The 20,125-nt window shown below is 41.6% G+C and carries 25 protein-coding genes; 12 read left to right on the forward strand and 13 right to left on the reverse strand.

Going from position 1 to position 20,125, the window contains the following annotated elements; genetic code table 11:
* Positions 1 to 27 precede the first annotated feature (27 nt).
* Positions 28 to 1,092 (reverse strand): sulfate ABC transporter substrate-binding protein, encoded by a 1,065-nt coding sequence (locus SYN7509_RS0209210; RefSeq protein WP_009633926.1) that lies wholly within the window; start codon positions 1,090 to 1,092, stop codon positions 28 to 30.
* A gap of 258 nt (positions 1,093 to 1,350) precedes the next feature.
* Positions 1,351 to 2,004, reverse strand: coding sequence for a riboflavin synthase (locus SYN7509_RS0209215; protein ID WP_009633927.1), 654 nt, complete (start codon positions 2,002 to 2,004; stop codon positions 1,351 to 1,353).
* Positions 2,005 to 2,265: 261 nt separating this feature from the next.
* On the opposite strand from SYN7509_RS0209215, the gene SYN7509_RS0209220 reads away from it, so the two are divergent.
* From SYN7509_RS0209220 to SYN7509_RS0209245, 6 genes are all read left to right on the forward strand, one after another.
* A complete protein-coding gene (locus SYN7509_RS0209220; protein WP_009633928.1) occupies positions 2,266 to 2,769 on the forward strand; it encodes a bifunctional nuclease family protein in 504 nt (167 codons plus the stop codon).
* 14 nt (positions 2,770 to 2,783) lie between these two features.
* Positions 2,784 to 3,905 carry an aldo/keto reductase gene (locus SYN7509_RS0209225; RefSeq protein WP_009633929.1) on the forward strand — a complete coding sequence of 374 codons (1,122 nt, stop codon included), beginning with the start codon at positions 2,784 to 2,786 and terminating at the stop codon, positions 3,903 to 3,905.
* Positions 3,906 to 3,977: 72 nt separating this feature from the next.
* A complete protein-coding gene (gene crtA, locus SYN7509_RS0209230; protein WP_009633930.1) occupies positions 3,978 to 4,850 on the forward strand; it encodes a cyanoexosortase A in 873 nt (290 codons plus the stop codon).
* A complete protein-coding gene (locus SYN7509_RS0209235) occupies positions 4,850 to 5,536 on the forward strand; it encodes a cyanoexosortase A system-associated protein (RefSeq protein WP_009633931.1) in 687 nt (228 codons plus the stop codon). Before crtA ends, SYN7509_RS0209235 begins: the two co-directional genes overlap by 1 nt.
* A 1-nt stretch (position 5,537) precedes the next feature.
* Positions 5,538 to 6,263: an HpsJ-like protein, cyanoexosortase A-associated gene (gene hpsJ-A, locus SYN7509_RS25520; RefSeq protein ID WP_051482563.1), complete on the forward strand. Its 726-nt coding sequence runs from the start codon at positions 5,538 to 5,540 to the stop codon at positions 6,261 to 6,263.
* 73 nt (positions 6,264 to 6,336) lie between these two features.
* Positions 6,337 to 6,894 carry a hypothetical protein gene (locus SYN7509_RS0209245; RefSeq protein WP_009633933.1) on the forward strand — a complete coding sequence of 186 codons (558 nt, stop codon included), beginning with the start codon at positions 6,337 to 6,339 and terminating at the stop codon, positions 6,892 to 6,894.
* On the opposite strand, the gene SYN7509_RS0209250 is transcribed toward SYN7509_RS0209245, so the two are convergent.
* From SYN7509_RS0209250 to SYN7509_RS30100, 4 genes are all read right to left on the reverse strand, one after another.
* Positions 6,891 to 8,042: an extracellular solute-binding protein gene (locus SYN7509_RS0209250; protein ID WP_009633934.1), complete on the reverse strand. Its 1,152-nt coding sequence runs from the start codon at positions 8,040 to 8,042 to the stop codon at positions 6,891 to 6,893. The genes SYN7509_RS0209245 and SYN7509_RS0209250 overlap by 4 nt on opposite strands.
* Positions 8,043 to 8,046: 4 nt before the next feature.
* The gene (locus tag SYN7509_RS0209255; protein ID WP_009633935.1) at positions 8,047 to 8,673 is read right to left on the reverse strand and encodes a phycobiliprotein lyase; all 627 of its coding nucleotides are present in this window, start codon (positions 8,671 to 8,673) and stop codon (positions 8,047 to 8,049) included.
* 18 nt (positions 8,674 to 8,691) lie between these two features.
* Complete coding sequence (locus SYN7509_RS0209260; RefSeq protein ID WP_227501485.1) at positions 8,692 to 9,183, reverse strand: hypothetical protein; 492 nt, start codon at positions 9,181 to 9,183, stop codon at positions 8,692 to 8,694.
* A gap of 94 nt (positions 9,184 to 9,277) precedes the next feature.
* The gene (locus SYN7509_RS30100) at positions 9,278 to 9,433 is read right to left on the reverse strand and encodes a hypothetical protein (protein ID WP_158506141.1); all 156 of its coding nucleotides are present in this window, start codon (positions 9,431 to 9,433) and stop codon (positions 9,278 to 9,280) included.
* Positions 9,434 to 9,648: 215 nt separating this feature from the next.
* Here SYN7509_RS30100 and SYN7509_RS0209270 point away from each other — a divergent pair, with 215 nt between their 5' ends.
* The 3 genes from SYN7509_RS0209270 (at position 9,649) to SYN7509_RS0209280 (ending at position 11,271) form a co-directional block, all read left to right on the forward strand.
* Positions 9,649 to 10,251, forward strand: coding sequence for a vWA domain-containing protein (locus SYN7509_RS0209270; protein WP_009633937.1), 603 nt, complete (start codon positions 9,649 to 9,651; stop codon positions 10,249 to 10,251).
* A 97-nt stretch (positions 10,252 to 10,348) separates the two neighbouring features.
* Positions 10,349 to 10,786 carry a salt stress protein, Slr1339 family gene (locus tag SYN7509_RS0209275; protein ID WP_009633938.1) on the forward strand — a complete coding sequence of 146 codons (438 nt, stop codon included), beginning with the start codon at positions 10,349 to 10,351 and terminating at the stop codon, positions 10,784 to 10,786.
* A 5-nt stretch (positions 10,787 to 10,791) separates the two neighbouring features.
* Positions 10,792 to 11,271 (forward strand): MarR family winged helix-turn-helix transcriptional regulator, encoded by a 480-nt coding sequence (locus tag SYN7509_RS0209280; RefSeq protein ID WP_009633939.1) that lies wholly within the window; start codon positions 10,792 to 10,794, stop codon positions 11,269 to 11,271.
* A gap of 64 nt (positions 11,272 to 11,335) precedes the next feature.
* Here SYN7509_RS0209280 and SYN7509_RS0209285 read toward each other — a convergent pair whose 3' ends face one another.
* Genes SYN7509_RS0209285 through SYN7509_RS0209300 form a run of 4 tightly spaced genes read right to left on the reverse strand, consistent with a single transcriptional unit; the run spans position 11,336 to position 13,426 of the window.
* On the reverse strand, positions 11,336 to 11,827 hold the full coding sequence (locus SYN7509_RS0209285; protein ID WP_009633940.1) for a YajQ family cyclic di-GMP-binding protein: 492 nt from the start codon (positions 11,825 to 11,827) through the stop codon (positions 11,336 to 11,338).
* 42 nt (positions 11,828 to 11,869) lie between these two features.
* Positions 11,870 to 12,280, reverse strand: coding sequence for an MAPEG family protein (locus tag SYN7509_RS0209290; protein WP_009633941.1), 411 nt, complete (start codon positions 12,278 to 12,280; stop codon positions 11,870 to 11,872).
* Between the two features lie 3 nt (positions 12,281 to 12,283).
* Entirely contained in the window at positions 12,284 to 12,787 is a 504-nt protein-coding gene (locus SYN7509_RS0209295; protein WP_009633942.1) for a hypothetical protein, read from the reverse strand.
* Positions 12,788 to 12,841: 54 nt separating this feature from the next.
* Entirely contained in the window at positions 12,842 to 13,426 is a 585-nt protein-coding gene (locus tag SYN7509_RS0209300) for a PadR family transcriptional regulator (RefSeq protein WP_227501486.1), read from the reverse strand.
* Positions 13,427 to 13,521: 95 nt separating this feature from the next.
* On the opposite strand from SYN7509_RS0209300, the gene SYN7509_RS0209305 reads away from it, so the two are divergent.
* On the forward strand, positions 13,522 to 14,007 hold the full coding sequence (locus tag SYN7509_RS0209305) for a DUF4188 domain-containing protein (protein WP_009633944.1): 486 nt from the start codon (positions 13,522 to 13,524) through the stop codon (positions 14,005 to 14,007).
* Here SYN7509_RS0209305 and SYN7509_RS0209310 read toward each other — a convergent pair.
* Both SYN7509_RS0209310 and ebsA read right to left on the reverse strand, forming a co-directional pair.
* Positions 14,004 to 15,092 carry a phosphotransacetylase family protein gene (locus SYN7509_RS0209310; RefSeq protein ID WP_009633945.1) on the reverse strand — a complete coding sequence of 363 codons (1,089 nt, stop codon included), beginning with the start codon at positions 15,090 to 15,092 and terminating at the stop codon, positions 14,004 to 14,006. The genes SYN7509_RS0209305 and SYN7509_RS0209310 overlap by 4 nt on opposite strands.
* A 154-nt stretch (positions 15,093 to 15,246) precedes the next feature.
* Positions 15,247 to 15,621: a type IV pilus biogenesis protein EbsA gene (gene ebsA / locus SYN7509_RS0209315; RefSeq protein ID WP_009633946.1), complete on the reverse strand. Its 375-nt coding sequence runs from the start codon at positions 15,619 to 15,621 to the stop codon at positions 15,247 to 15,249.
* A gap of 196 nt (positions 15,622 to 15,817) precedes the next feature.
* Between ebsA and SYN7509_RS0209320 the strand changes: the two genes are divergently transcribed.
* On the forward strand, positions 15,818 to 16,792 hold the full coding sequence (locus tag SYN7509_RS0209320) for a radical SAM protein (RefSeq protein ID WP_009633947.1): 975 nt from the start codon (positions 15,818 to 15,820) through the stop codon (positions 16,790 to 16,792).
* Positions 16,746 to 18,176 carry a glycosyltransferase family 2 protein gene (locus SYN7509_RS0209325; protein WP_009633948.1) on the forward strand — a complete coding sequence of 477 codons (1,431 nt, stop codon included), beginning with the start codon at positions 16,746 to 16,748 and terminating at the stop codon, positions 18,174 to 18,176. The genes SYN7509_RS0209320 and SYN7509_RS0209325 overlap by 47 nt, the downstream gene beginning before the upstream one ends.
* Here the strand turns inward: SYN7509_RS0209325 and SYN7509_RS0209330 are convergent.
* The gene (locus SYN7509_RS0209330; protein ID WP_009633949.1) at positions 18,173 to 20,062 is read right to left on the reverse strand and encodes a DNA polymerase III subunit gamma/tau; all 1,890 of its coding nucleotides are present in this window, start codon (positions 20,060 to 20,062) and stop codon (positions 18,173 to 18,175) included. The genes SYN7509_RS0209325 and SYN7509_RS0209330 overlap by 4 nt on opposite strands.
* Between the last annotated feature and the right edge of the window lie 63 nt (positions 20,063 to 20,125).

Genomic DNA, 20,125 nt, shown 5'->3' on the forward strand with positions numbered 1-20,125 from the left:
TATAGTTTTTTGGTTGCGAATATTTCTTTAACTAGCTTGAATTTTGTCAAAAACTGCCCCATCTTCAAAAAACTTTTTCTGAATTTCGTCCCATCCGCCCATATCTTGGGCAGTAAACAAGGTTTTAATCGGTACGTACTGCTTTGACACTTCGGCTGCTACGGTAGGATCTACGGGGCGAAAGCCGACTTTAGCAAATTCTCTTTGGGCTTCTGGAGTGTAAAGATACTCTACAAAGGCTTGGGCAATTTCTCTTGTGCCGTGCTTGTCAACATTTGCATCTACCACTGCTACAGGATTGTCGATAGAGATATTAACATCGGGAACTACATAAGGCAATTTTTCGCCATTTAATCCTGCTAAAATTACTTCATTTTCGTAGTTAATTAATACATCTCCCTGTCCTTGCTTAAAAAATACATCGCTAGATTCGCGAGCATCCCTAGGCAATATCGGAGCATTTTTGATTACTTTAGTTGCAAAGTCAAGGGCTTTTGCTTCGTCGCCTCCGGTTCTTGTTACCGAACCCCATAATCCTAAAAAGTTCCATCGCGCCCCCCCGGAGGTTTTGGGATTGGCGGTAATTACGCCTACTCCTGGTTTGGCTAAATCTGCCCAAGTTTTAATGCCTTTGGGGTTGCCTTCACGGGTAACTAATGCCGCTACAGATTTATGGACGATCGCATTATTAGGTGCTTGTTGTTCCCATCCTGGTTCAATTAGTTTTGCTTGCTCGATTTTTTTTGTATCTAATGCCAATGCTAAAGCTACTACGTCGGCTTCTAAACCGTCAATTACTGCACGGGTTTGAGAACCACTACCGCCGTAACTTTGGTTAAAAGTGACATTTTGATTTTTTTCTTGTTTCCACTTGGCGGTAAATTGAGGAATAATTTTTTCATAAGCAGCGCGGGTAACAGCGTAGGAGACAAGGGTTAATTCTTTATCGCCTCCACTGGCGGCGGTGCTGGAAGTGCTGCTAGTGCTGTTTCCTCCCGAACAAGCGGCGATCGCACTTGATAATACTACTCCTACCAAAAATAAAGCTACAAAGTTTTTTAACTTGCTTTTAGTTATACGCCACCAACTCATACTCTTTTCTCCTTTTAATCCCCGGTTAATCGGTCGGAATACCGGACTATTGTATCAAAATAAATGATACAGGATAATTAGGCAACTGATGGGGAGGTAAAAATTTTTGTTACTTATTGCCATGAAGTATCCAAAGCCAAAGTAAACCACAACTGGCTGACTTGAATTTGGAAAATACAAATGTATTCAACTCCAAGCTAATTACCAGTCAGCAATCAAAAATCGCACTCACTGACTAAAACTAATCAATTAAATTACTTACAAGTAACCATTTTCCGCCAAAAACGCCGGAGTCAAATCATTTTCATGCCGGGAATTAGGAATTAATTTTTCCATGTACTTACCCAAAATATCGGCTTCCAAATTCACCGCATCACCTAGCTGTAAATAGCTGAGGTTAGTCTCTGAGTAAGTTAGGGGAATAACCGCTACTTTAAACCAATAACGTTCATGGTTATAATCAGCAATGGTTAAACTTATACCATTAACCGCAATACTACCTTTGGGGACAATGTAACGCGCGATCGCACTTGTAGTTGTAAAACTTATCTCCCAAGAAGTCGAAGTTTGCTCAATTGCGTCCACGTAACCAATCCCGTCTATATGTCCCATGACAAAATGTCCCCCCAACTTACTCCCTACGCGCAAAGAAGGTTCTAAGTTGACAAAACGATCGCTCCTCTGACTTTGAGCTAAAGTAGTTCGCCCTAGAGTTTCGGGAGAAACGGCGGCGATAAATCCTTGGGGCAAAACTTCCATAACTGTTAAACAAATACCATCTACCGCCACGCTGTCACCAAGGGCAAGATCGGTCAAAATTAGACTAGCATTATCATCGTTGCAACTGACCCTTAGGCGATCGCTGCCCAAGGCGCGAACTTGTCCTAAAGCCTGAACTAATCCTGTAAACATATAAAAAACTTACCTAAATAAAAATCATCTTAATTTCTTCTAATCCGCTTTACATAAAACTCATCAAGACGGGTCATACTGGGGTAAAGAGCGTTTGTTGGACACTGACACAAAAAACTAAATACCGCTCCTAAATTGGAGTTAAATCAATCCACTTTATCAATATAAATATGTATAACGTTTCTACTAGCTTATCTCTAGTTTCCGTTGACCTCCATACTGCGATCGCTATAAAAACAAAGAATTTTAGAGGCTACGTCAATGATTGAAATGAGAGTTGCTGGCATTGCCATAGATGCTGTAAACCGCAGCCCGATTGTATTGCTAAAAGACGGAACCGAGCGTCGGGCGCTACCAATTTATATAAATCAAGACCAAGCTAAGGCAATTATTAGCGCCTTAGAACACCAAAAACCGCCTCGCCCCCTAACTCATGACTTACTAGCAAATATGTTAGAAGTTTGGGGGATGGTATTAGATCGCGTGGTGATTCACTCAATTCAAGATGGGACGTTTTTCGCTGTCTTAAGCATCCGCCAAGGGGAAGTAAAAAAAGAAATTGATGCTCGTCCTAGTGATGCGATTGCGATCGCCTTGCGTACCAATAGCCCCATCTGGGTAATGGAAGAAGTAATCGCTGATGCCTCTATTCCCGTTGATAGAGATGCCGATGAAGCCGAACAACTAGCTTTTAAGGAATTTTTGTCTAATCTCCGCCCCGAAGACTTAATTCAAGGCAAAGGTTTTAGTCCTGGGGAAGCCTAAATTATTATTTCTTTATGCGTTATCGACGTTTTGGTAAAACTAATCTCTATTTATCTGTTTTCTCGTTGGGAACGATGCGCTACTTAGCATCTGCCGATTGTGCGCGACAAACTATCGAAAAAGCTTATGCTTGTGGCATCAATCACTTTGAAACAGCTAGAGGTTACGGCAAAAGTGAGGAGTATTTGGGAGCGGCGTTAGCTTCCTTACCCATCGAACGAAGTCAAATCTACATTACAACCAAAATCTCCCCCACCGTAGATGCTGATTCTATGAGTTGCTACATTGACGAATCATTGCAGCGCTTGCAATTAGACTACATAGATTGCTTGGCAATGCACGGCATCAATACTTGGGAACATCTCAAACAGTTACTTGGCAAAGGTTGCATGAGCGCAGTGCAAGCGGCGGTAAAGGCGGGGAAAGTCAAACACGTTGGGTTTTCAACACACGGCTCTTTGGAATTAATTACTGAAGCGATCGCCACAGGCTTATTTGAGTTTGTTAACCTACATTACTACTACTTTTTTCAACGTCATGCCGCCGCCCTAGAGTTAGCCAAAACTAAAGATATGGGAATATTTATTATTTCCCCCGCCGATAAAGGCGGTAAGCTCTATAACCCTCCCCAAAAGCTAACTGATTTATGTTATCCCCTCACACCTTTGGAATTAAACTACCGTTTTTTACTTAGCGATCCGAGGATTACTACTTTAAGTGTAGGAGCGGCTAAGGCGGAAGAACTCATTGAGCCGCTTAAACAGTGCGATCGCACTGAACCATTAAATCCCACCGAAATTGCTGCGTTTCAACGCTTAGAGGCGCAATTAACTACCATAGAACCGCAAAAATGCAGTCAGTGCTACGCCTGCTTGCCTTGCCCGGAAAATATCAATATTCCCGAAATTCTCCGCCTACGTAATCTTGCGGATGCTTACGATCTGAGTGACTATAGTAATTACCGATACACAATGCTAGAAAATGCTGGTCATTGGTTTCCTGGCAATAAAGGCGATCGCTGTACATCCTGCGGTGACTGCCTGCCACGATGCCCCGAACAACTAGATATTCCGGCGCTGTTAGCTGATGCTCACCAAAAACTTAATGGCTCACCCCGTCGTCGCCTCTGGGAATAGGTATAAAAAGTAATGTTTCTAAAAGCAAAGTAGCTTTTTGCCCACAAAAACTTAACTTACTCAATTAAAACTATGAAAATCAATTCCCTTGCGGATCTAAAACCTTTAGAAAACACTCAATTTTGGTTATTAGCGACTTCTGCTAGTTTGACAGCCGTTTATGCCAGTGTATATTTAAGGCTTGATGGTAATTCAAGTCAAGTAGCTGTAAGCTTGCTAGGTCTAGGGGCAGTATTTTCTTTACTAGCAGAGAAACGTCAAACTTTAAAATTTGAAAGCGATATTTTTTCAAGTTTGCTAGGTATTTTATTAATTGGTTTTGTTTTACTAAGAAGTAATTATGTTGGGGCTGTGGATTCTTTTGTAGAACTGACACCATTTATAGCTTTTTTTGGTCTAGCGCTGCTGGCTTCAGGGATAAAAGGGCTGCGTCAGTATTGGTTAGAACTACTAATTATTTTTGCTTTTAATTTACCTGTAGCTTATATTTCCCAACACTTAGATATATCAATATTTACAGCCAAATTTTCCAGCGCATTTTTAGCTTACTTGGGTTTGCCAGTGGTACGCCAAGGGGTAAACATTATCATGCCTACGGGAGCAGTAGAAGTCTATCCGGGTTGTTCGGGAATGGAAACTATATCGCAGCTAGTAAAGTTGGCTTTACTATTTCTAATTATGTTTCCTACCCACAGCTTATTTAAAAAAATCCTTGTTCCGCTTGTCGCGACAATCATTGCCTTCTTGATTAATGCCGTCAGAGTCGCGTTAATGGCTTATTTAGTCGCCAAATCAACCCCCGAATCATTTGACTACTGGCACACAGGTACAGGATCGCAGATATTCTTTTTAGCCTGCACGCTCCTTTTTGGTGGTTTTTGTTACTTAATTACCAAACAAGATGACGATAGCGATCGCAACGAACAATTGGAGTTGCCCAGCTAATGAAACTTAAACAGTTACATATTCCACTGCTGATATTTGTCTTTGCAAGTACCACTTTGGTTTTAGGCAAATTACTTATAGACCCAAACATTGGCAAACGCCAACTGACTCCGGTTGTATTTCCCCAAAACGTACCTTTAAACGGCTGGCAACTCCAATCTAGCGAACCATTGATTAGCAAAACTGCCGAATACGGTCAAACTATCGGTAAACCCTTTGACAAAGGTAAACAATATCGCTATAGCCAAAATAACTTGCTGCTAGATATTCAAATGGTCTATGAAATAGAAAGTCATAGTGCTTACCAGCAGTTTTTGTCAAACTACAGCCCTCTGCCAACTTCATCTAACGAACAATTTTTTGTTGCCCGCCAACAACCACAAGTCGGAACTTATAGTTTATACGTTGTCAAAGACCGTGCTTATCTAACTACTTGTATGAACTCGCGAGGTGGTAGTACCCTAACAAGGCAGGAGTTTAACGATAATCGCACTCGTTACGATTTGTTGTCAAATCGTACCATCCCTTGGCTACTAGGTCAGCTAAGTTTACGAGATACTCGTTGCTTATGGAACCATTTTTCCATACCCTTAAATAAGTCTTCGCCACAGGCAGCTTATGCCATTTTAGAAAAAGCGTGGATTTCTTGGTATCAGTGGTGGATTTTAAACTATCCCCAAGAATGATTTGTGTTCGAGATTAATTGTCGTAATTCAAGGTTTTGTTGGCGTGACAAAAGCAAATAGTAATGAATCGTGGTTCGCTCCTCTCTTTCGCATCGTTGGTTATGCGTTATTAGCTTTGTCATTATTTGACGTAATCGATATTTTTATCCCAGCGCTATTTACAAACGCCGCTTGGGAATTTCAAACAGTAAGAAGTTTGGTAGAGCGAGTACCTGTACCTTTACTAGGTGCGGTGCTGGTATTTTCTGGCGAAAAAAGCCTAAAAATCTTTAGATTTTTATCTTGGGCTTGTTTACTTGTAGGCATATTATTTTTCTTATTAGTACCTTTAGGAATTAGTGCCAGTTTGAGACTTGACAACCAAAGCGCTCAAGAACTTAATACTAGAGTCACTCAGCAAGCCAATCAATTGCAACAGTTGCAAGGTGTACTTAATAAAGCCACTACTCCCGCAGAAATTCAAAGCGTGTTAACGCGCCTCAATCCCCAAGCGGGTGCTGTACCGACTCAAAACGTTGCTGAACTCAAAACTCAACTGCTAGCCAGAATTGCTGGTGGTCAAAAGCAATTACAAGCCCAAGCCGCTACCAATCGCTCCAACGCTCAAAGATTGCTGCTCAAAAATACAGTTAAGTCAGTTTTGGGTGCTTTAGTTGCAGGAACAATATTTATTCTCATCTGGCGACAAACCAATAGAGCGATCAAAGCAAACCGACAACGAGCTTAGATGGTAATTTATCCGCCGATTTGTAGGTAGGACTGCTAAGTTAGTAGTAAGAACATCAACCAATTATTAAATTATGCGACTAGGTGTTTTGGTTAAAGCAAAATCGCTATTATTACTAACTATTAGCCTGTTTACGGCGGGTTTTATTTTCTTCTCTCCGTCTGCTACAGCAAAAACTCCTGCTGTACCATCACCTGCTAAGGAAGGATTGGAATTAAGTTTATTGGCTCCTAATGCTGCTATCAAAAATGGTGTGATTACTGCTAATAATATTTCTCAAAAACAATTAACTATTCCTAGCATCTGGTGGGCAAAAGAGCAGTTTGGAGGTAAGTTGCTAGACAATTGGTTGGCTTATCCAGCCAAAGGCAGCCGCGCAGCACGTATAGATTTAATTGTTAATCGGCAAATTTGGAGCTTGTTAGATTATGTAGAGCGTTATAAATTTGTCAATAACTTGGGCAATGTTGCCCGTGATTACGGTTACAACGTCCGAGTATTTAATTATCAACAGGAACTTTTAGCTACTTATACTTGCAACTTTAGCGTTCAGCCCCGCTTGTGTAGTATGGCGGAGCTTGATGCTTTGGGTAAAGCCAGCGTTCGCGGTTCTAGAGCAGTTAGTAATTAAAGCTTCATTGCTTGCCAAAGTGATTTGTATTGCTGCATAGTTTCTTTAGGCAAGGGTAGTAAAAATTCGCTTTGAGCAAAAGTTTCGGATTTAACTAGGAGTAAGTTTCTTAATCCCTCTTGAACATCTGTAGGATTGATGTCAATTTCTATGGGCGATAAAGCTTTACTCAAGATAGAAATTTGCTTTTGACTTTGAGGCAGCCAACAAAAATCAATCCACTGCTTTGCTAAAAGCTTATTGACAGGGCTTTTTGTCGGACTTACCCACACATCTGCCCAAATTGCGCTGCCAGACTGGGGGACGATCGCAGCAATTTCTTGATAGCGTTGAATAACCGGGATAACATCACTAGACCAACCTACAGCTAACCAAGTGTCTCCTAAAATTAATGGTTCCATATAGCGATCGCTACTATAAAACTTGACTTGCTGATGTAGGGTTTTGAGTTGGTCGGCTAATTGGGAAACTTGCTGTAAATTTTGACTATTGTAAGAGTAACCAAGTTTTTTTAAAGTTAAACCAATCACTTCTCGCGGCTGATTGGGTAAAGAAATGCGACTTCGCAATTCTTCCCGCCACAAGTCACTCCAATTCGTCGGTGTCCATCCCAAAGACTCAAATTTTTTGCGGTTGTAAGCAATTACTGTATTACCCCAACGATAGGGAGCAGCCCAAATTTGCCCGTTGATATCGACTTCACCTTGAGCGTTACGCCGAACCAGTTCTTGCCAACGAGAAGGTAGGTTTTGCCATTGGGATAAATCGGTAATTTCTAAGGGCTGAATTAGTTTTTGGGCGATCGCTTCTTTTAATCGAAAATCCCCCAAAGTCAATAAATCTGCTACGTCTGGCGCTGGCGGATTAATTAATGGAATTGCTGGTAGCTGCCAAGGGCTACTATTATTTACCTTTGGTTGTTGCCAAGACTTCAATAAGTCAAAAGCCGTCGCTAATTGTTCTACGGGTGCAAATTCTAAATTAGCAGGTTGTTTTAAATTGGCTTTAAATTGTCCCAACAACTGAGCCGGAATAGAACCTTTTAAGGACTGTACTTGCAGTTTTTGTTTGTCTTGACTATTACAGCCTGCTACTAACTGCAACAGCGCCATTGTCCCAGCTTGAATTAAAAAGTCCCTGCGATCCATAAGTTTAAGCGCTGTAGCGCCGCTCCACACCAAAACCAATTAAATCGATCGTAGTTGGTATTTCTCCTGGTTGTGGGCGCTGATAGGTAACAATTGTACGCATTCTGACATCGGGGGCAACTAAACGCATTTGATCGACGGCGACCGAACGCCGATAATAAGTTGTCATTTCCAAAGTTTGCCTAATAGGTTGATAGCTAAATCTTCCGGCGATCGCTCCAGCTTCAGAATACCCTTGATCGCGCAGATAAAAGCCCTTAATCAATCCAGTTTCCAAGCCTACTTGAGCGCTTAAGGGTGGCGGTGGTAAGTCTAGAGTCACTTGAGTCGGTACATAAGTATCAGGAACAAATAACGCTTGCAAACTCATAGAGACAGTTTCCCCAGTTTCCGATCGCGTGTCAAAAGTAATCGCAAATCCAGGAAATTTTTGCTGTTGTTCTATCAATTTTACAATTTCTACATTCAAGTTAGATTGCGCCAAAATCTCTTGTTTTTGAGCTTGATCGATTAAATCAACTCTAAACTCTGTATAAGACCTTTCTATTTGTCCTTCTAACAAAGAATGATAAATTCGCTCGGTTTTCCATAAACCACTACAAGCATTAAAAAATTCGTCAAAACTTAGCATCTAAATTCCTTTTGTCACTTAAGCTTGGGGGGATTTTAAAGCGCGATCGAGGACTTCGCGAGCAACTTCTGCTTTTCCTCTAGCTTCTTGATAGCGTAAATTAGCTTGAGCAAAGGTTTTCAACACCTTAAACCCTTCCTTTAGATCGTTAATTTCTTCCTCACTTACCAATTTATCCGTAAATAATATATCTACCGCCGCCCGTACCGCCAGCGCTTCGCTACGGGACTCTTGGACTTTTAATTTCAGCGTGGCAAGATTATTTAACACCTGTACCGCTTGAGTAATTCCGTCTTCATCACTGCGATCGCCTGGGGGTAAATCTTTAACCTCAATTAGCTGCTGAGGACTAAAACCTTCTTCAAGATCGGTAGCCAATGTTCCATCGTCCATAAGTTCCATTAGTCGATCCATTGCTTTTTCGCGAGCTTTAACAGAATCTTTACCAGGAATATCTAAAATAACTTCAGGACTAGCGGCGAGGGTGTACTTAACCATATTTTCAGTCAAAAATATTAACTAATTTTACTTTAATCTGGAAAGCCACAGGAAATCTCGCGCTCTCGGTCATTTTTGCCAGCTTGTCGATGGGAGGGCGATTTGTCTATGGTTGCAGTAAATATAAATTATTGCCAAAGGCGATCGCGCTATTAATTTTCTCCCCAATTTGCCTAAATTTTGCTGATAAAAACTGTAAATATAGCTGTTTTGTACTTAGGGGCGATCGCTCTTTGCAGCAATCATCCCACTCGAACAACATCCGCCGTCTGTACTACCTATAATTGAACGCAATCGCGCAATTTTGGGAATTTTTAATAAAACAACTATTTTCCCTTCTTTATACCTAAAAATTCGGCATATAAACTGATTGATGCTAGAAAAAATTAGCTTTTTTCCCATTGATTTAACTCCCGTGACTTACTAGCGCCAAAAAGCTAAACTAGACCCAAAGCGCCCCATTCTATAGGTATTAAAATGAAAGACCGTGACTATACTTTGATTATTGACAAAAGTGGCAGTATGTCCACTCCCGATCGGCAAGGTGGCAAAAGTAGATGGGAAATAGCTCAAGAATCTACTCTTGCTCTTGCTAGAAAATGCGAACAATTCGATCCCGATGGAATTACTGTTTATGTTTTTTCTGGTCGGTTTAAGCGCTACGATGATGTAACTTCTGCCAAAGTCGCGCAAATATTTCAAGAAAACGATCCATCAGGAACAACTAATTTAGCATCGGTGCTTCAAGACGCAACCAATAATTATTTTAAACGCAAAAGTAGCGGACAATCTAAACCCGCAGGCGAAACAATTTTAGTAATAACTGATGGAGAACCCGACGATCGCCGCGCAGTTATGGAGGTAATTGTTACCGCTTCAAGACAAATGGATAATGACGAAGAATTAGCAATTTCGATGATTCAAGTTGGTAGCGATCCTCAAGCAACTAATTTTCTGAAAGCTTTAGACGATCAATTGCAAGGAGTGGGAGCAAAATTTGATATCTGCGATGCGATTACGCTTGACGATATGGAAGATATGAGCCTTGCAGATATACTACTAAATGCGATTAATGATTAATTAATAATTAAAGTAATTCTCTTTGGTTAGCGGGTGCGTCAATAGTAGATTTAACGCTGTTATAATAGCAGCGTTGAGTCTTTTAAGGTGGCAAAATATGGATGCAATTGATAAACTATTGTCCCAAATTAAAGCCGACACTCCTAAACCCTCAAAACCTATCAGCCAAAAACCAATCATTGTACCGCTTCCCTCTAACTCAGAAGATATAGATAACCTTTTAGCAGAAGTTCAAGCTGACTTTCAAAATCAATCAACAACGCCCGCAGCTTTAAAAAATAATCCGCCGATAATTGAGAGTATTTTAGCTCAAGTTAAAACTCACTACGACGAACAAGACAAAACGAGATCGCAAAACGAACAGCAACAACTACAAGCAGAACAACTAAAACAAATTGAAAAGTTAAAAATTCGGGCTAAATCTTGGTTAAAACAACTAGATCCTTTATCCACCGAAGGGTTATGGTTTGAACAATTTGCTGAAGGCTATCCCACAAAACTAGCCGCAGCAATTAATTATCTTCAAGAATCATAAATTAAGTGAACCAACCCCAAGAAAAACCCTCAGCAGAACTTAATAGTACGGCAACTCACACTGCGGCTAAAGAAACATTTATGGCAACAGTAAGAGAATTAGTTTGGGCTTATCAAGGTTTTAGAAGTTACTCAGATGCTCAAATTCGACAAATGGGTTTAACGTCTTCCCAGTTTGATATTATCAGCACTTTGGGGAATACTTCTGGCATGACTTTTAACAAACTAGCAGAAAAAACTCTTACTACCAAAGGCGAACTTACAGGCATTATCGATCGTTTAGAAAAAAAAGGGTTGGTGCGGCGAGAAGTACCAAAAGAAGATAGACGCAGTTTTCTAGCTGTACTAACCCCCGCCGGAGAAAAAGTATTTACTGAAACTTTCCCCGCTCATATCGCCCATCTCAAACAGAAATTCGATCGCTTGAGTAGTGATGAATTGCAGCAAATTCAGAGCGCTTTGGCAAAACTGAGAAATTTGTTTTAATTTTGAATATAGATTATTTGTGTCAAAACAAAATTTCTATGGCGTGAGGTTTCGCAAGCCCCTACTAGCGGTAGTTGGTAAACTGTAAAGCTACGGGTAGTTCTTCTTGTTTTAAGCGCTGAATTACCACTTGCAAATCATCTTTGTCTTTGCTAGAAACTCTTACCGAGTCGCCTTGAATTGACGGCTGTACTTTTTTAAACTCATCTCGAATTAGCTTACTAATTTGTTTAGCTATTTCTTGACTAATACCTTTTTTCAGCTTGACTTCTTGGCGAATGCGATTGCCGCTTGCCGATTCTATTTTGCCGTAATCAAATATTTTCAGCGAAAGGTTACGTTTAGCGGCTTTTTGCTGAAGAATTGAGTGGACAGCATCTAAAGTAAATTCGCTATCGGTACTAATATTAATTACTTCGCCGCCCAATTCTACAGTTGTTTTAGTATCTTTGAGGTCATAGCGGCTGTTAATTTCTCGATCGGTTTGGTCTAAAGCATTGACTAATTCTTGGTGGTCAAAGTCGCTGACAATATCAAAAGAATAGTTAGAAGCCATAAAACTGCAATAAGTAAATAGTATATTCAAGCTTAGTAGCTATTAGCCATGCAGAACGCTCAAAACAAACAGCGTCCCCGCACAAAGATTTCCAATAGCAAACATCAAACTCCGTCCTACAGGTATGTTAGCAATATAAAACCCTGAATACAGTAACCGCGCTCCTACAAAAGTAATTGCCGCAATTTCTGCTATTTGGGAATTTTGCCCAGTAACGTAAGCCATCAAAGCGGCGGCGGCAAAAATTGGGAAGGCTTCAAGGGTATTTTGATGCGCCCAATTAGCTCGTTGAGCATAGGGCGGTAACTTGTCAAACATCGCACGCGGCGCAGCCATATCATAACCCACCTGGAATCGCCCGTAAGCGACCGCTAAATAGGGAATATAGATAAGAACTGCTGCCGCTACAATGCTAGTTAAAAAAACTGTCGGCGCGGTAAATAGCGATATCATTTTTTAATCAAAGTAGAATAATGTAACCACTTTTCTTTGATCTTCTGCTTCTTGGCAAGTTTGTAACAAAGTGCGGCTGTCATGAAAAGCAAAACAGATTAGTTGCTGACAACGGGAAACAATTTCTTGATTGCATAGCGAACTTGCTTCGGCTAAAGATAGGCGATCGTTGCCAGGATTTTCAACTAAGTGCATAACTTGTTCTAACTGCTGGCGCGATTCTTGGGGTTGACGCTCCAAACTTTGCGGCAAAATTACCGTTAGTAAGTTGGGATCGGCACGCATTGCACCGCGAATTGCTGCGGAATTTGTACCAGCAGCACCGGAAGTTAGCAAGCGATTTCCTGATAAAACTAAGGCGTAGCTCATCATCTCAATTAAGTGTTGATGAGTAAGGGGGACATGGCGCGAACCTAGTAAAGCAATCCGTTTAGAGCCTGTTTGCTGGATTGTTGCTAATTCTTGCGCTAATGTATCGATTTTGGGTAGGTCTATGGACTGACTCAAATTGGCGCGATCGCGTTTTTCAAAACAACCTCGTTATTTTAGCAGACACCGCCGCTATTGAATGCGATCGTCTACTTTAAGTAGTTCTATAGCTTCATCACACCAATTTAACCAGCTATTTTCCTCATGAATGCCTCTAATTAGAGTCAAATAACGAAATTTTGCGTCGAGGGAAAGTGCTGGAGGATCGGCAAAATACTGCTCCTCCAACTGCTTATAAGCCTGTAACTTCTGTTGATGAAGTTGGCGATGTCTTTGCAACTCTGTTTGCAGGGTTTGGGGTGCAGCTAAATAACCCACAAAAATTTTTACTAATAATTCGTCTTTAACTGGTATCGGTTCGCACTGTTGATTTAGCCAGTCAGTTAACTCCTCTTTCCCTACTTCGGTGACGCGATAGAGCTTTTTGTCTGGTTTTCCGGTTTGAGCAATGGTTTCGTAACTAACCCAGCAAAGTGCCTCGATTTTGGACAATTCCCGATAAATTTGTTGGTGGCTTGCTTTCCAAAAAAAGCCCACCGAACTATCAAACTGCTTTGCTAAATCGTACCCGCTACAGGGACAGTCATATAACAAAGCTAATATTGCCTGAGCCAAAGCCATAGAGATCATTTCCTTGACATATAAAACTTTTTGCATATACTTTTACTTATATGCCATTAGTTGCATATAAGTTAGAGCAAGTACAAAAGAATTAATCGTTAATAGCTTAATAAAATCAAGGAGTGTCTTGTATGGCTCAAGTAATTCCCGGCAGATTTACCGCTCAGATGGATGAACCGTTTGTTGTCTTTGTAATTGGGATGCGAATCAATCAGTTTTTCGCCTTTTCTAAATGGATTCCCACCGCCAGAGCAATGTCGCCAATGCTCCAAAACTTGATTCAAAACCCAGAAAAGGGATTTTTGGGCGGCGAAAACTTTATTTACTGGCGAGGTGTAGCACTAATTCAGTATTGGCACTCTTTTGAGGACTTAGAAAAATTTGCCAGAAATCCGGGAGAAATTCATCAACAGGCTTGGCAAAAGTTTAATAAATCAATTGGTAATGATGGCAGCGTGGGCATTTGGCACGAAACTTATGTAGTACAACCAAAACAGTACGAAGCTATTTATGTCAATATGCCTGTGTTTGGTTTAGCGGCGGCAACTAAGCATATTCCTGTCTCTGGCAAACGAGAAAGAGCAAGCCAACAACTTCAACAAGAGGCAAGTCTTTAAGATAAAGCTACCGCCGCATCTAGTCCCAAGATAGACAACAAGCGCTCAATATCAAAATGCTCCTGCATTAATTGGCGAATACAATCTACTTTAATTGGTTCGTGCAGGCGGACTTGTCCAAAGGCGCGATCGACAATTTCTACAGTGGAAAGAGTATCGAGATCCACCGACAAAATCGGAATTTCTAATTCTTCGGCTTTATTGAGAATAAAATCCGGTGGTGGTAATTGTCCAGTCAGAATTAGGCATTGAGTAGAACTTTCCAAGGCAGCTAATTGAATTTCTACGCGATCGCCCCCTGTAACTACTGCCATATTTCGCCGCTTGCGGAAGTATTTTAAAGCAGAATTGACATTCATTGCTCCAATAGCGAGGCTTTCTACCATTAAGTTAAGGCGATCGCGCCGACAAAGCACGTCCGCTTGTAATTGCTTAACAAGTTCTGCCACACTGACGCTACGCAGCAAAGCATTTTTTGGTAACATTCCCAGTACAGGGATATTTTGCTGTTCTAAAAACGGGCGCATTTGGCTATTGGCAAACTCTAATTGGTCGCTGGGAATATCATTTAGCAAAACGCCAATTAAGGAATCGCCCAAGTTTTGTTTTGCAGCTATGAGCGCCTCTATCGATAAAACCGATTTATAGCGCACTACCAATAATACGGCGGCATCAACCGCTTGAGCCACTTGAGGCAAGCTGAGATCAAATAATACTCCCTCAGCTAAATTACCCGCACCTTCTAGCAATACTAAATCGCTGCCAGTTTTTTGCAGATATTGTTTAGCTTCCTGTTGATAATTAGTTGTATCTTCACCGCTTAAACGTTTTTCTACAGTAGCGGCATTTAAGTTTAGCAGTGTGGGGAACAATTGACGGGGTGACAAATCGAATATCTGCTTAATAAGTTCAACATCTGCTTCCTCTACCTGTCTATCTCCATCAAAATTACCACCTACAGGCTTTCCATAGGCAATATCTAGCCCTTTTTTTTGCAGTTGATGAAATAGACCTAGTACCGTAGCGGACTTACCACTGTAAGCCTCTGTTGACCCAATTAGTAAATATTTAGCAGCTGTTGGCACGCGATCGCTCCTTAGTTCATGTTTGGCAGTATCTCCAGGAGTTCCCAGATTAAATACTTAAGTGCAACTTTTCGTTTATTTTAAGTTGAACTTGAGCTTTAAAAGGTAACAAAAATATTGTCCATGTTAGGAGAATTTTTAGTTTATTTAAAGATTAATCATCCTTACGCAAGAGTTTACGATAAAACCCTTTGGGAAAATCGGTAGTCTGAGCTAGTTGAAAAGTGACTACTACATCAATTAAAAAATCCACCAACACCGAGCTTGCCATCATGATTTCATAACTTAGCTCCGCATTACCATCAAACTGCATCCGACACCGGATCAAATCGGCAGGTAGAATCGAAACGTTCCAAGTCGCAACAAAAGGAATACTATCTCCTGCCTCGATTTTGCGCTGTCCTTCTAGCACTCCTTTTTTATATAAGCTAATGGCTAAAGGTAAAATATTGCGCTTGTTTCCCTGAAAATAGGGCATATATACGCGGACATCTTGCGGGTTAGCGGGCTGTAGTTGTTCGACAGACATAAAAATATTCCTTAAATTGATTGCTAAAAAGCTGTTAACCTAGACTGCTGTTCATAATATGCCCAAAAACTAGCGATTAATCCCACAGAAAATTACTAATTTCTGCTGCTAATTTTTTTAGTCAAAGTCAAAATGATTGACTCACGGTTTATTATGGGCTGAAGATGACTTAAGAAAATTCTGGTGAGCAAATTTTATGGCTCCACTGGTTGCCAACTACTACTTGACCTATCGGTGTAATGCTCGCTGTCACTTTTGTAACATTTGGGCATTAGAACCACCGAAAGAAGCCGATTATGAGACAATTCAACATAATTTGGTTGATTTACGCAAGCTAGGTGTAAATTACATTGATTTTACTGGGGGCGAACCATTGTTACGCGCCGATGTTGGTCAAATATACCACGAGGCAAAGCGTCTAGGGTTTATGACCAGCATGACGACAAATACAATTTTGTATCCCAAAAAAGCCAAAGAAGTTCAAGGAGTCGTAGACTTTTTAAATTTTTCTTTAGATGGCGCGGATTCTGAAACTCACGACCGATCGAGAGGAGTCAGAATTTTTGACAATTTGGTAGAATCGGTAAAAATTGCCCAATCTTTAGGGGAATATCCCGTACTCAACCACACTGTCACAGCGCAAAACTACGAGCGAATTGATGAGATTGGCGAATTAGGATTGCGATTAGGGGCGAGAGTATGGCTAAATCCAGCCTTTACCGCCTATGACAACTATAATTCCCAGAAAAACCCGACTCCCGACATGGTGGCGGCAATTCAAGCCAGTGGGAAGAAGTACAAAAATGTCGGGTACAATAAAGCTGCATTGGCTTTTATTGAAGCTGGCGGCAATGATACCAAAAACCCCCGTTGTAAAGCGGTAGATGCGGTAATTGCAATTTCTCCTGACGACCAACTGCTGTTGCCTTGTTACCACTTTGCCCAATCGGGCGTACCCATTAACGGTAAGCTTTATGAGCTTTATCGAGAATCGGAAGAAGTGGAGAAGTATCGCGCTTCTCAAGGTAAGCTATCAGTCTGTGAAGGCTGTACAGTATGGTGTTATTTGATCCCCAGCTTCAATATGGGTGTAGACAAATACTGGTGGCTAAATACAGTAACTTATGCCAGCGAATTTTTGGCAAGAAAACGATTCTTACAACGAGCTTGAAGCGCTTAATTCGTTGTTATCTGAGTTCTCCGAACCAGAGGAATCAACAGGAAGTGTTGAGGAGTCAATGTTAGAGGTTTCAGCATCTCTAACATCTGGCTATAAAGGACGCAGGCGCAAAGCGGCGGTAGTTTTAACTGTAGTTTGGGGCGGTACGATCGCCCTACACTTGGTTTCTTGGGGTACATGGTTTGTGGTCGGCATGACTACGATTTTTGGGATTCATGCTTTGGGACTGGTTTTTACTCGCCCCCGCATCGCACCCGCTCCATTATCGGGAGATTTGACAAATTGTCCTACAGTTTCCTTGCTAGTGGCTGCCAAAAATGAGGAGGCGGTAATTAGTAAGCTAGTGAAAATGCTATGTAGTATCAATTACCCATTGGATAAATACGAAATTTGGGTAGTAGACGACAACAGCACCGACAAAACACCAGAGTTGCTGGCAAAACTAGCGCAAAAATATCCTCAATTAAAAGTATTACGGCGCACCGAAACCAGTGGCGGAAAATCTGGGGCGTTAAATGATGTATTGCCATTGACAACCGGAGAATTTTTAGGTGTATTTGATGCCGATGCTCAAGTATCGCCGGATTTACTGCGACAGGTATTGCCCTTATTTGATAAACAAGTAGTAGGGGCTGTACAAGTAAGAAAAGCGATCGCCAATTCTGGAACTAATTTCTGGACAAAAGGACAAAGTACAGAAATGGCTCTAGATAGTTATATGCAGCAACAGCGCATTGCTAGAGGCGGTTTAGGAGATTTGCGCGGTAATGGTCAATTTGTGCGGCGAGAGGCTTTAGAGCGCTGCGGAGGCTGGAATGAGGAGACAATCACCGATGACTTGGACTTGGCTTTGCGTTTGCACCTCGATCAGTGGGATATTGAGTTTTTGAGCTTTCCCCCGGTGATGGAAGAAGGGGTAACTACGGCGGTTTCTTTATGGCATCAGCGCAATCGGTGGGCTGAAGGGCAATCCCAGCGTTATCTAGATTACTGGAGAGCAATTTTTAGCAATCGGCTAGGAAGGGTAAAAAGCTTTGATTTGGCGATGTTTTTAATCATTCAGCAGATTTTGCCGATCGCTTCCGTACCTGACTTAATGATGTCTTTAGTTCGCCATCGAGCGCCCGTAATGGCTCCCCTAACTGGTTTAACGTTGAGTTTGTCAGTAGTATCGATGTTTATGGGCTTAAAGAAAGAGCGCAAAGAGGAGTCGTTAAGTGCGGCGGCATTAGTAGCGATCGCACTGCAAACTTTGCGAGGTACTATTTATATGCTCCACTGGTTAGTTGTCATGGTTGGTACTACCGCGCGAATGTCAGTAAGGCAAAAGCGGCTGAAGTGGGTAAAAACAGTCCATGAAGGCAGCCACGATTAAAAATCTACTTCGTCGTCGTCTTCCTCATCCCAGTTACTAGCAGTAGCAATTTGCATTGCTGGGGCGGAGGTTTTTGGGCTAACAGATGGTTTGAAGTTAAAGTTTACCGTTTCGCCCTTAAAAGCCTCTGCTAAACGTTGGGAAGCAAGTTCTAATTGATTATCAACTACTTCAATGGCTGGATCGGTGCTAGGTGCGGCGGCTTCTGGAATTGGTGGCGGTGACTTAACGACGGGTAACTCTGGCGGTTTTGGTGGCGGAGGGGAGAAGTTATCATTGGGGGCGGTTTCTTGTGGCGGAGAAACAGTAGGCGATCGCATTTGTTCTGTTGGCGGTACTGTTTTAGTTTCGCTGTTACTAACTTCTAAAACTACTTTTACTTTTTGCGCTACCAAGATTTGAAAAGCGGCTTCAATATTAGGGATTTTATTTTGTGCTAACTTGAGCAACTGTTGAGAAGTAATCCCTACCCGCGCTAAACTACCATCAAAAGATAGCAATCGGCAATGTTGACTAACTAGAGCTTGAGCAGAAAGAGGTTTGATTTCCTTAACTATTTTTTGCCATAAATTGCTATCTCCGGCAGCTATGGGGGTTATTGGATCTGTTTCTCCCAAAGGCTGAGAAGGTGTTTCTATTTGGGAGCGATGGTAATTTTGATCGCTCTCTGCTTGTACTAGCTGAGAAGGTGTTTCTAGAGGTGCGATCGCCTTTGTAGGTGTTTGCTCAATAACGGGAATTGGTTTAATTTCTGGACTGGGTACGCTATTAATTGTCACAGTGGGTGTTTGAGCCGTATTTGTAGCCAATAATCCCAGTAATGTTACTTCTAACCACAAACGCGGTTGCGTAGAGTTTTTGATTTGGATTTCGCTTTTTGCTAGGTGCTGTTGTCCATTAACAATCGTGGCAATTTCTACATTATTTGCAAGTTTGCGTAGTGATTCCCAAGTTGCGGAAGTAAGGGAAACTAAATCGTTACGAGTGGGAGCAGTTTTAGCAATTAGTAAGTCACGGTAGAAGCTGGCAAGATTTTGCAACACTATCAAGGGTTCGCGTCCTCGATCCATGATTTTTCGGGCGCTTTCTAAGATAGTATCGGGGTGACAAAGGGCGATCGCATTCAACAATTCTAAGCAATCTTTTTCGCTGACTGAACCTGCTAAATCCCACACTCGCTCGATGGTAATTTCTCCAGACAATAAGCTCAACTGATCGAGCAAACTTTCCGCGTCGCGCAAGCCACCTTGAGCAAGCCCAGCTACCAATTGCAAAGCATCGGAACTAATACTAATATCTTCTTCAGTGGCAATGTAGCGTAAATGATCGGCGATCGCTTGCATCGGAATCCGGCGAAAATCAAACCTTTGACAGCGAGAAATAATTGTAGGTAAAACTCGCTCTGGATCGGTGGTTGCTAAGATAAATACTACGCTTTTTGGCGGTTCTTCCAGAGTTTTTAGTAAGCAATTGAACGCCGCACTCGACAGCATATGACATTCATCGATCGCATAAACTTTATAGCGACACTGTACCGGAGCAAATTGGGCGCGTTCGATAATTTCCCGAATGTTGTCTACTCCGGTATTACTAGCTGCGTCTATTTCAATTACATCTAAAGCAATACCTTTGGTAATTCCTTGACAAGCATCGCACTTGCCACAAGGCTTTTCTATAGGCGCGGGGCTACTGAGACAATTTAGAGATTTAGATAAAATCCGGGCGCTAGAAGTTTTACCCGTCCCTCTTGAGCCTGTAAACAAGTAAGCCGGGGCAATTTGGCTCTTGCGGATGGCGTTAGTTAACGTGGTTGCGATCGCCTCTTGCCCGACTAAATCAGCAAAAGTTTGTGGTCGATATTTGTGATGTAGCGGCTCGTAAGACATTGGTTTTAATACATTCTCTCCTATTAGGATAGAGGAGCAAGGGACGTAATGTTTGTTGATTTT

Origin of the sequence: Synechocystis sp. PCC 7509, from assembly GCF_000332075.2 — a bacterium.
GTDB lineage: Bacteria > Cyanobacteriota > Cyanobacteriia > Cyanobacteriales > Chroococcidiopsidaceae > Aliterella.

Bases quoted from the DNA above. Each gene is read 5' to 3' on its own strand.
- SYN7509_RS0209270 (WP_009633937.1), top strand. From the start codon at position 9,649: ATGAAAGACCGTGACTATACTTTGATTATTGACAAAAGTGGCAGTATG.
- SYN7509_RS0209235 (WP_009633931.1), top strand. From the start codon at position 4,850: ATGAAACTTAAACAGTTACATATTCCACTGCTGATATTTGTCTTTGCA.
- SYN7509_RS0209245 (WP_009633933.1), top strand. From the start codon at position 6,337: ATGCGACTAGGTGTTTTGGTTAAAGCAAAATCGCTATTATTACTAACT.
- SYN7509_RS0209220 (WP_009633928.1), top strand. From the start codon at position 2,266: ATGATTGAAATGAGAGTTGCTGGCATTGCCATAGATGCTGTAAACCGC.
- SYN7509_RS0209210 (WP_009633926.1), bottom strand. From the start codon at position 1,092: ATGAGTTGGTGGCGTATAACTAAAAGCAAGTTAAAAAACTTTGTAGCT.
- SYN7509_RS30100 (WP_158506141.1), bottom strand. From the start codon at position 9,433: ATGTTGTTCGAGTGGGATGATTGCTGCAAAGAGCGATCGCCCCTAAGT.
- crtA (WP_009633930.1), top strand. From the start codon at position 3,978: ATGAAAATCAATTCCCTTGCGGATCTAAAACCTTTAGAAAACACTCAA.
- ebsA (WP_009633946.1), bottom strand. From the start codon at position 15,621: ATGTCTGTCGAACAACTACAGCCCGCTAACCCGCAAGATGTCCGCGTA.
- SYN7509_RS0209285 (WP_009633940.1), bottom strand. From the start codon at position 11,827: ATGGCTTCTAACTATTCTTTTGATATTGTCAGCGACTTTGACCACCAA.
- SYN7509_RS0209250 (WP_009633934.1), bottom strand. From the start codon at position 8,042: ATGGATCGCAGGGACTTTTTAATTCAAGCTGGGACAATGGCGCTGTTG.
- SYN7509_RS0209275 (WP_009633938.1), top strand. From the start codon at position 10,349: ATGGATGCAATTGATAAACTATTGTCCCAAATTAAAGCCGACACTCCT.
- SYN7509_RS0209320 (WP_009633947.1), top strand. From the start codon at position 15,818: ATGGCTCCACTGGTTGCCAACTACTACTTGACCTATCGGTGTAATGCT.
- SYN7509_RS0209215 (WP_009633927.1), bottom strand. From the start codon at position 2,004: ATGTTTACAGGATTAGTTCAGGCTTTAGGACAAGTTCGCGCCTTGGGC.
- SYN7509_RS0209305 (WP_009633944.1), top strand. From the start codon at position 13,522: ATGGCTCAAGTAATTCCCGGCAGATTTACCGCTCAGATGGATGAACCG.
- SYN7509_RS0209225 (WP_009633929.1), top strand. From the start codon at position 2,784: ATGCGTTATCGACGTTTTGGTAAAACTAATCTCTATTTATCTGTTTTC.
- SYN7509_RS0209255 (WP_009633935.1), bottom strand. From the start codon at position 8,673: ATGCTAAGTTTTGACGAATTTTTTAATGCTTGTAGTGGTTTATGGAAA.
- SYN7509_RS0209330 (WP_009633949.1), bottom strand. From the start codon at position 20,062: ATGTCTTACGAGCCGCTACATCACAAATATCGACCACAAACTTTTGCT.
- SYN7509_RS0209300 (WP_227501486.1), bottom strand. From the start codon at position 13,426: ATGCAAAAAGTTTTATATGTCAAGGAAATGATCTCTATGGCTTTGGCT.
- SYN7509_RS0209290 (WP_009633941.1), bottom strand. From the start codon at position 12,280: ATGATATCGCTATTTACCGCGCCGACAGTTTTTTTAACTAGCATTGTA.
- SYN7509_RS0209325 (WP_009633948.1), top strand. From the start codon at position 16,746: ATGCCAGCGAATTTTTGGCAAGAAAACGATTCTTACAACGAGCTTGAA.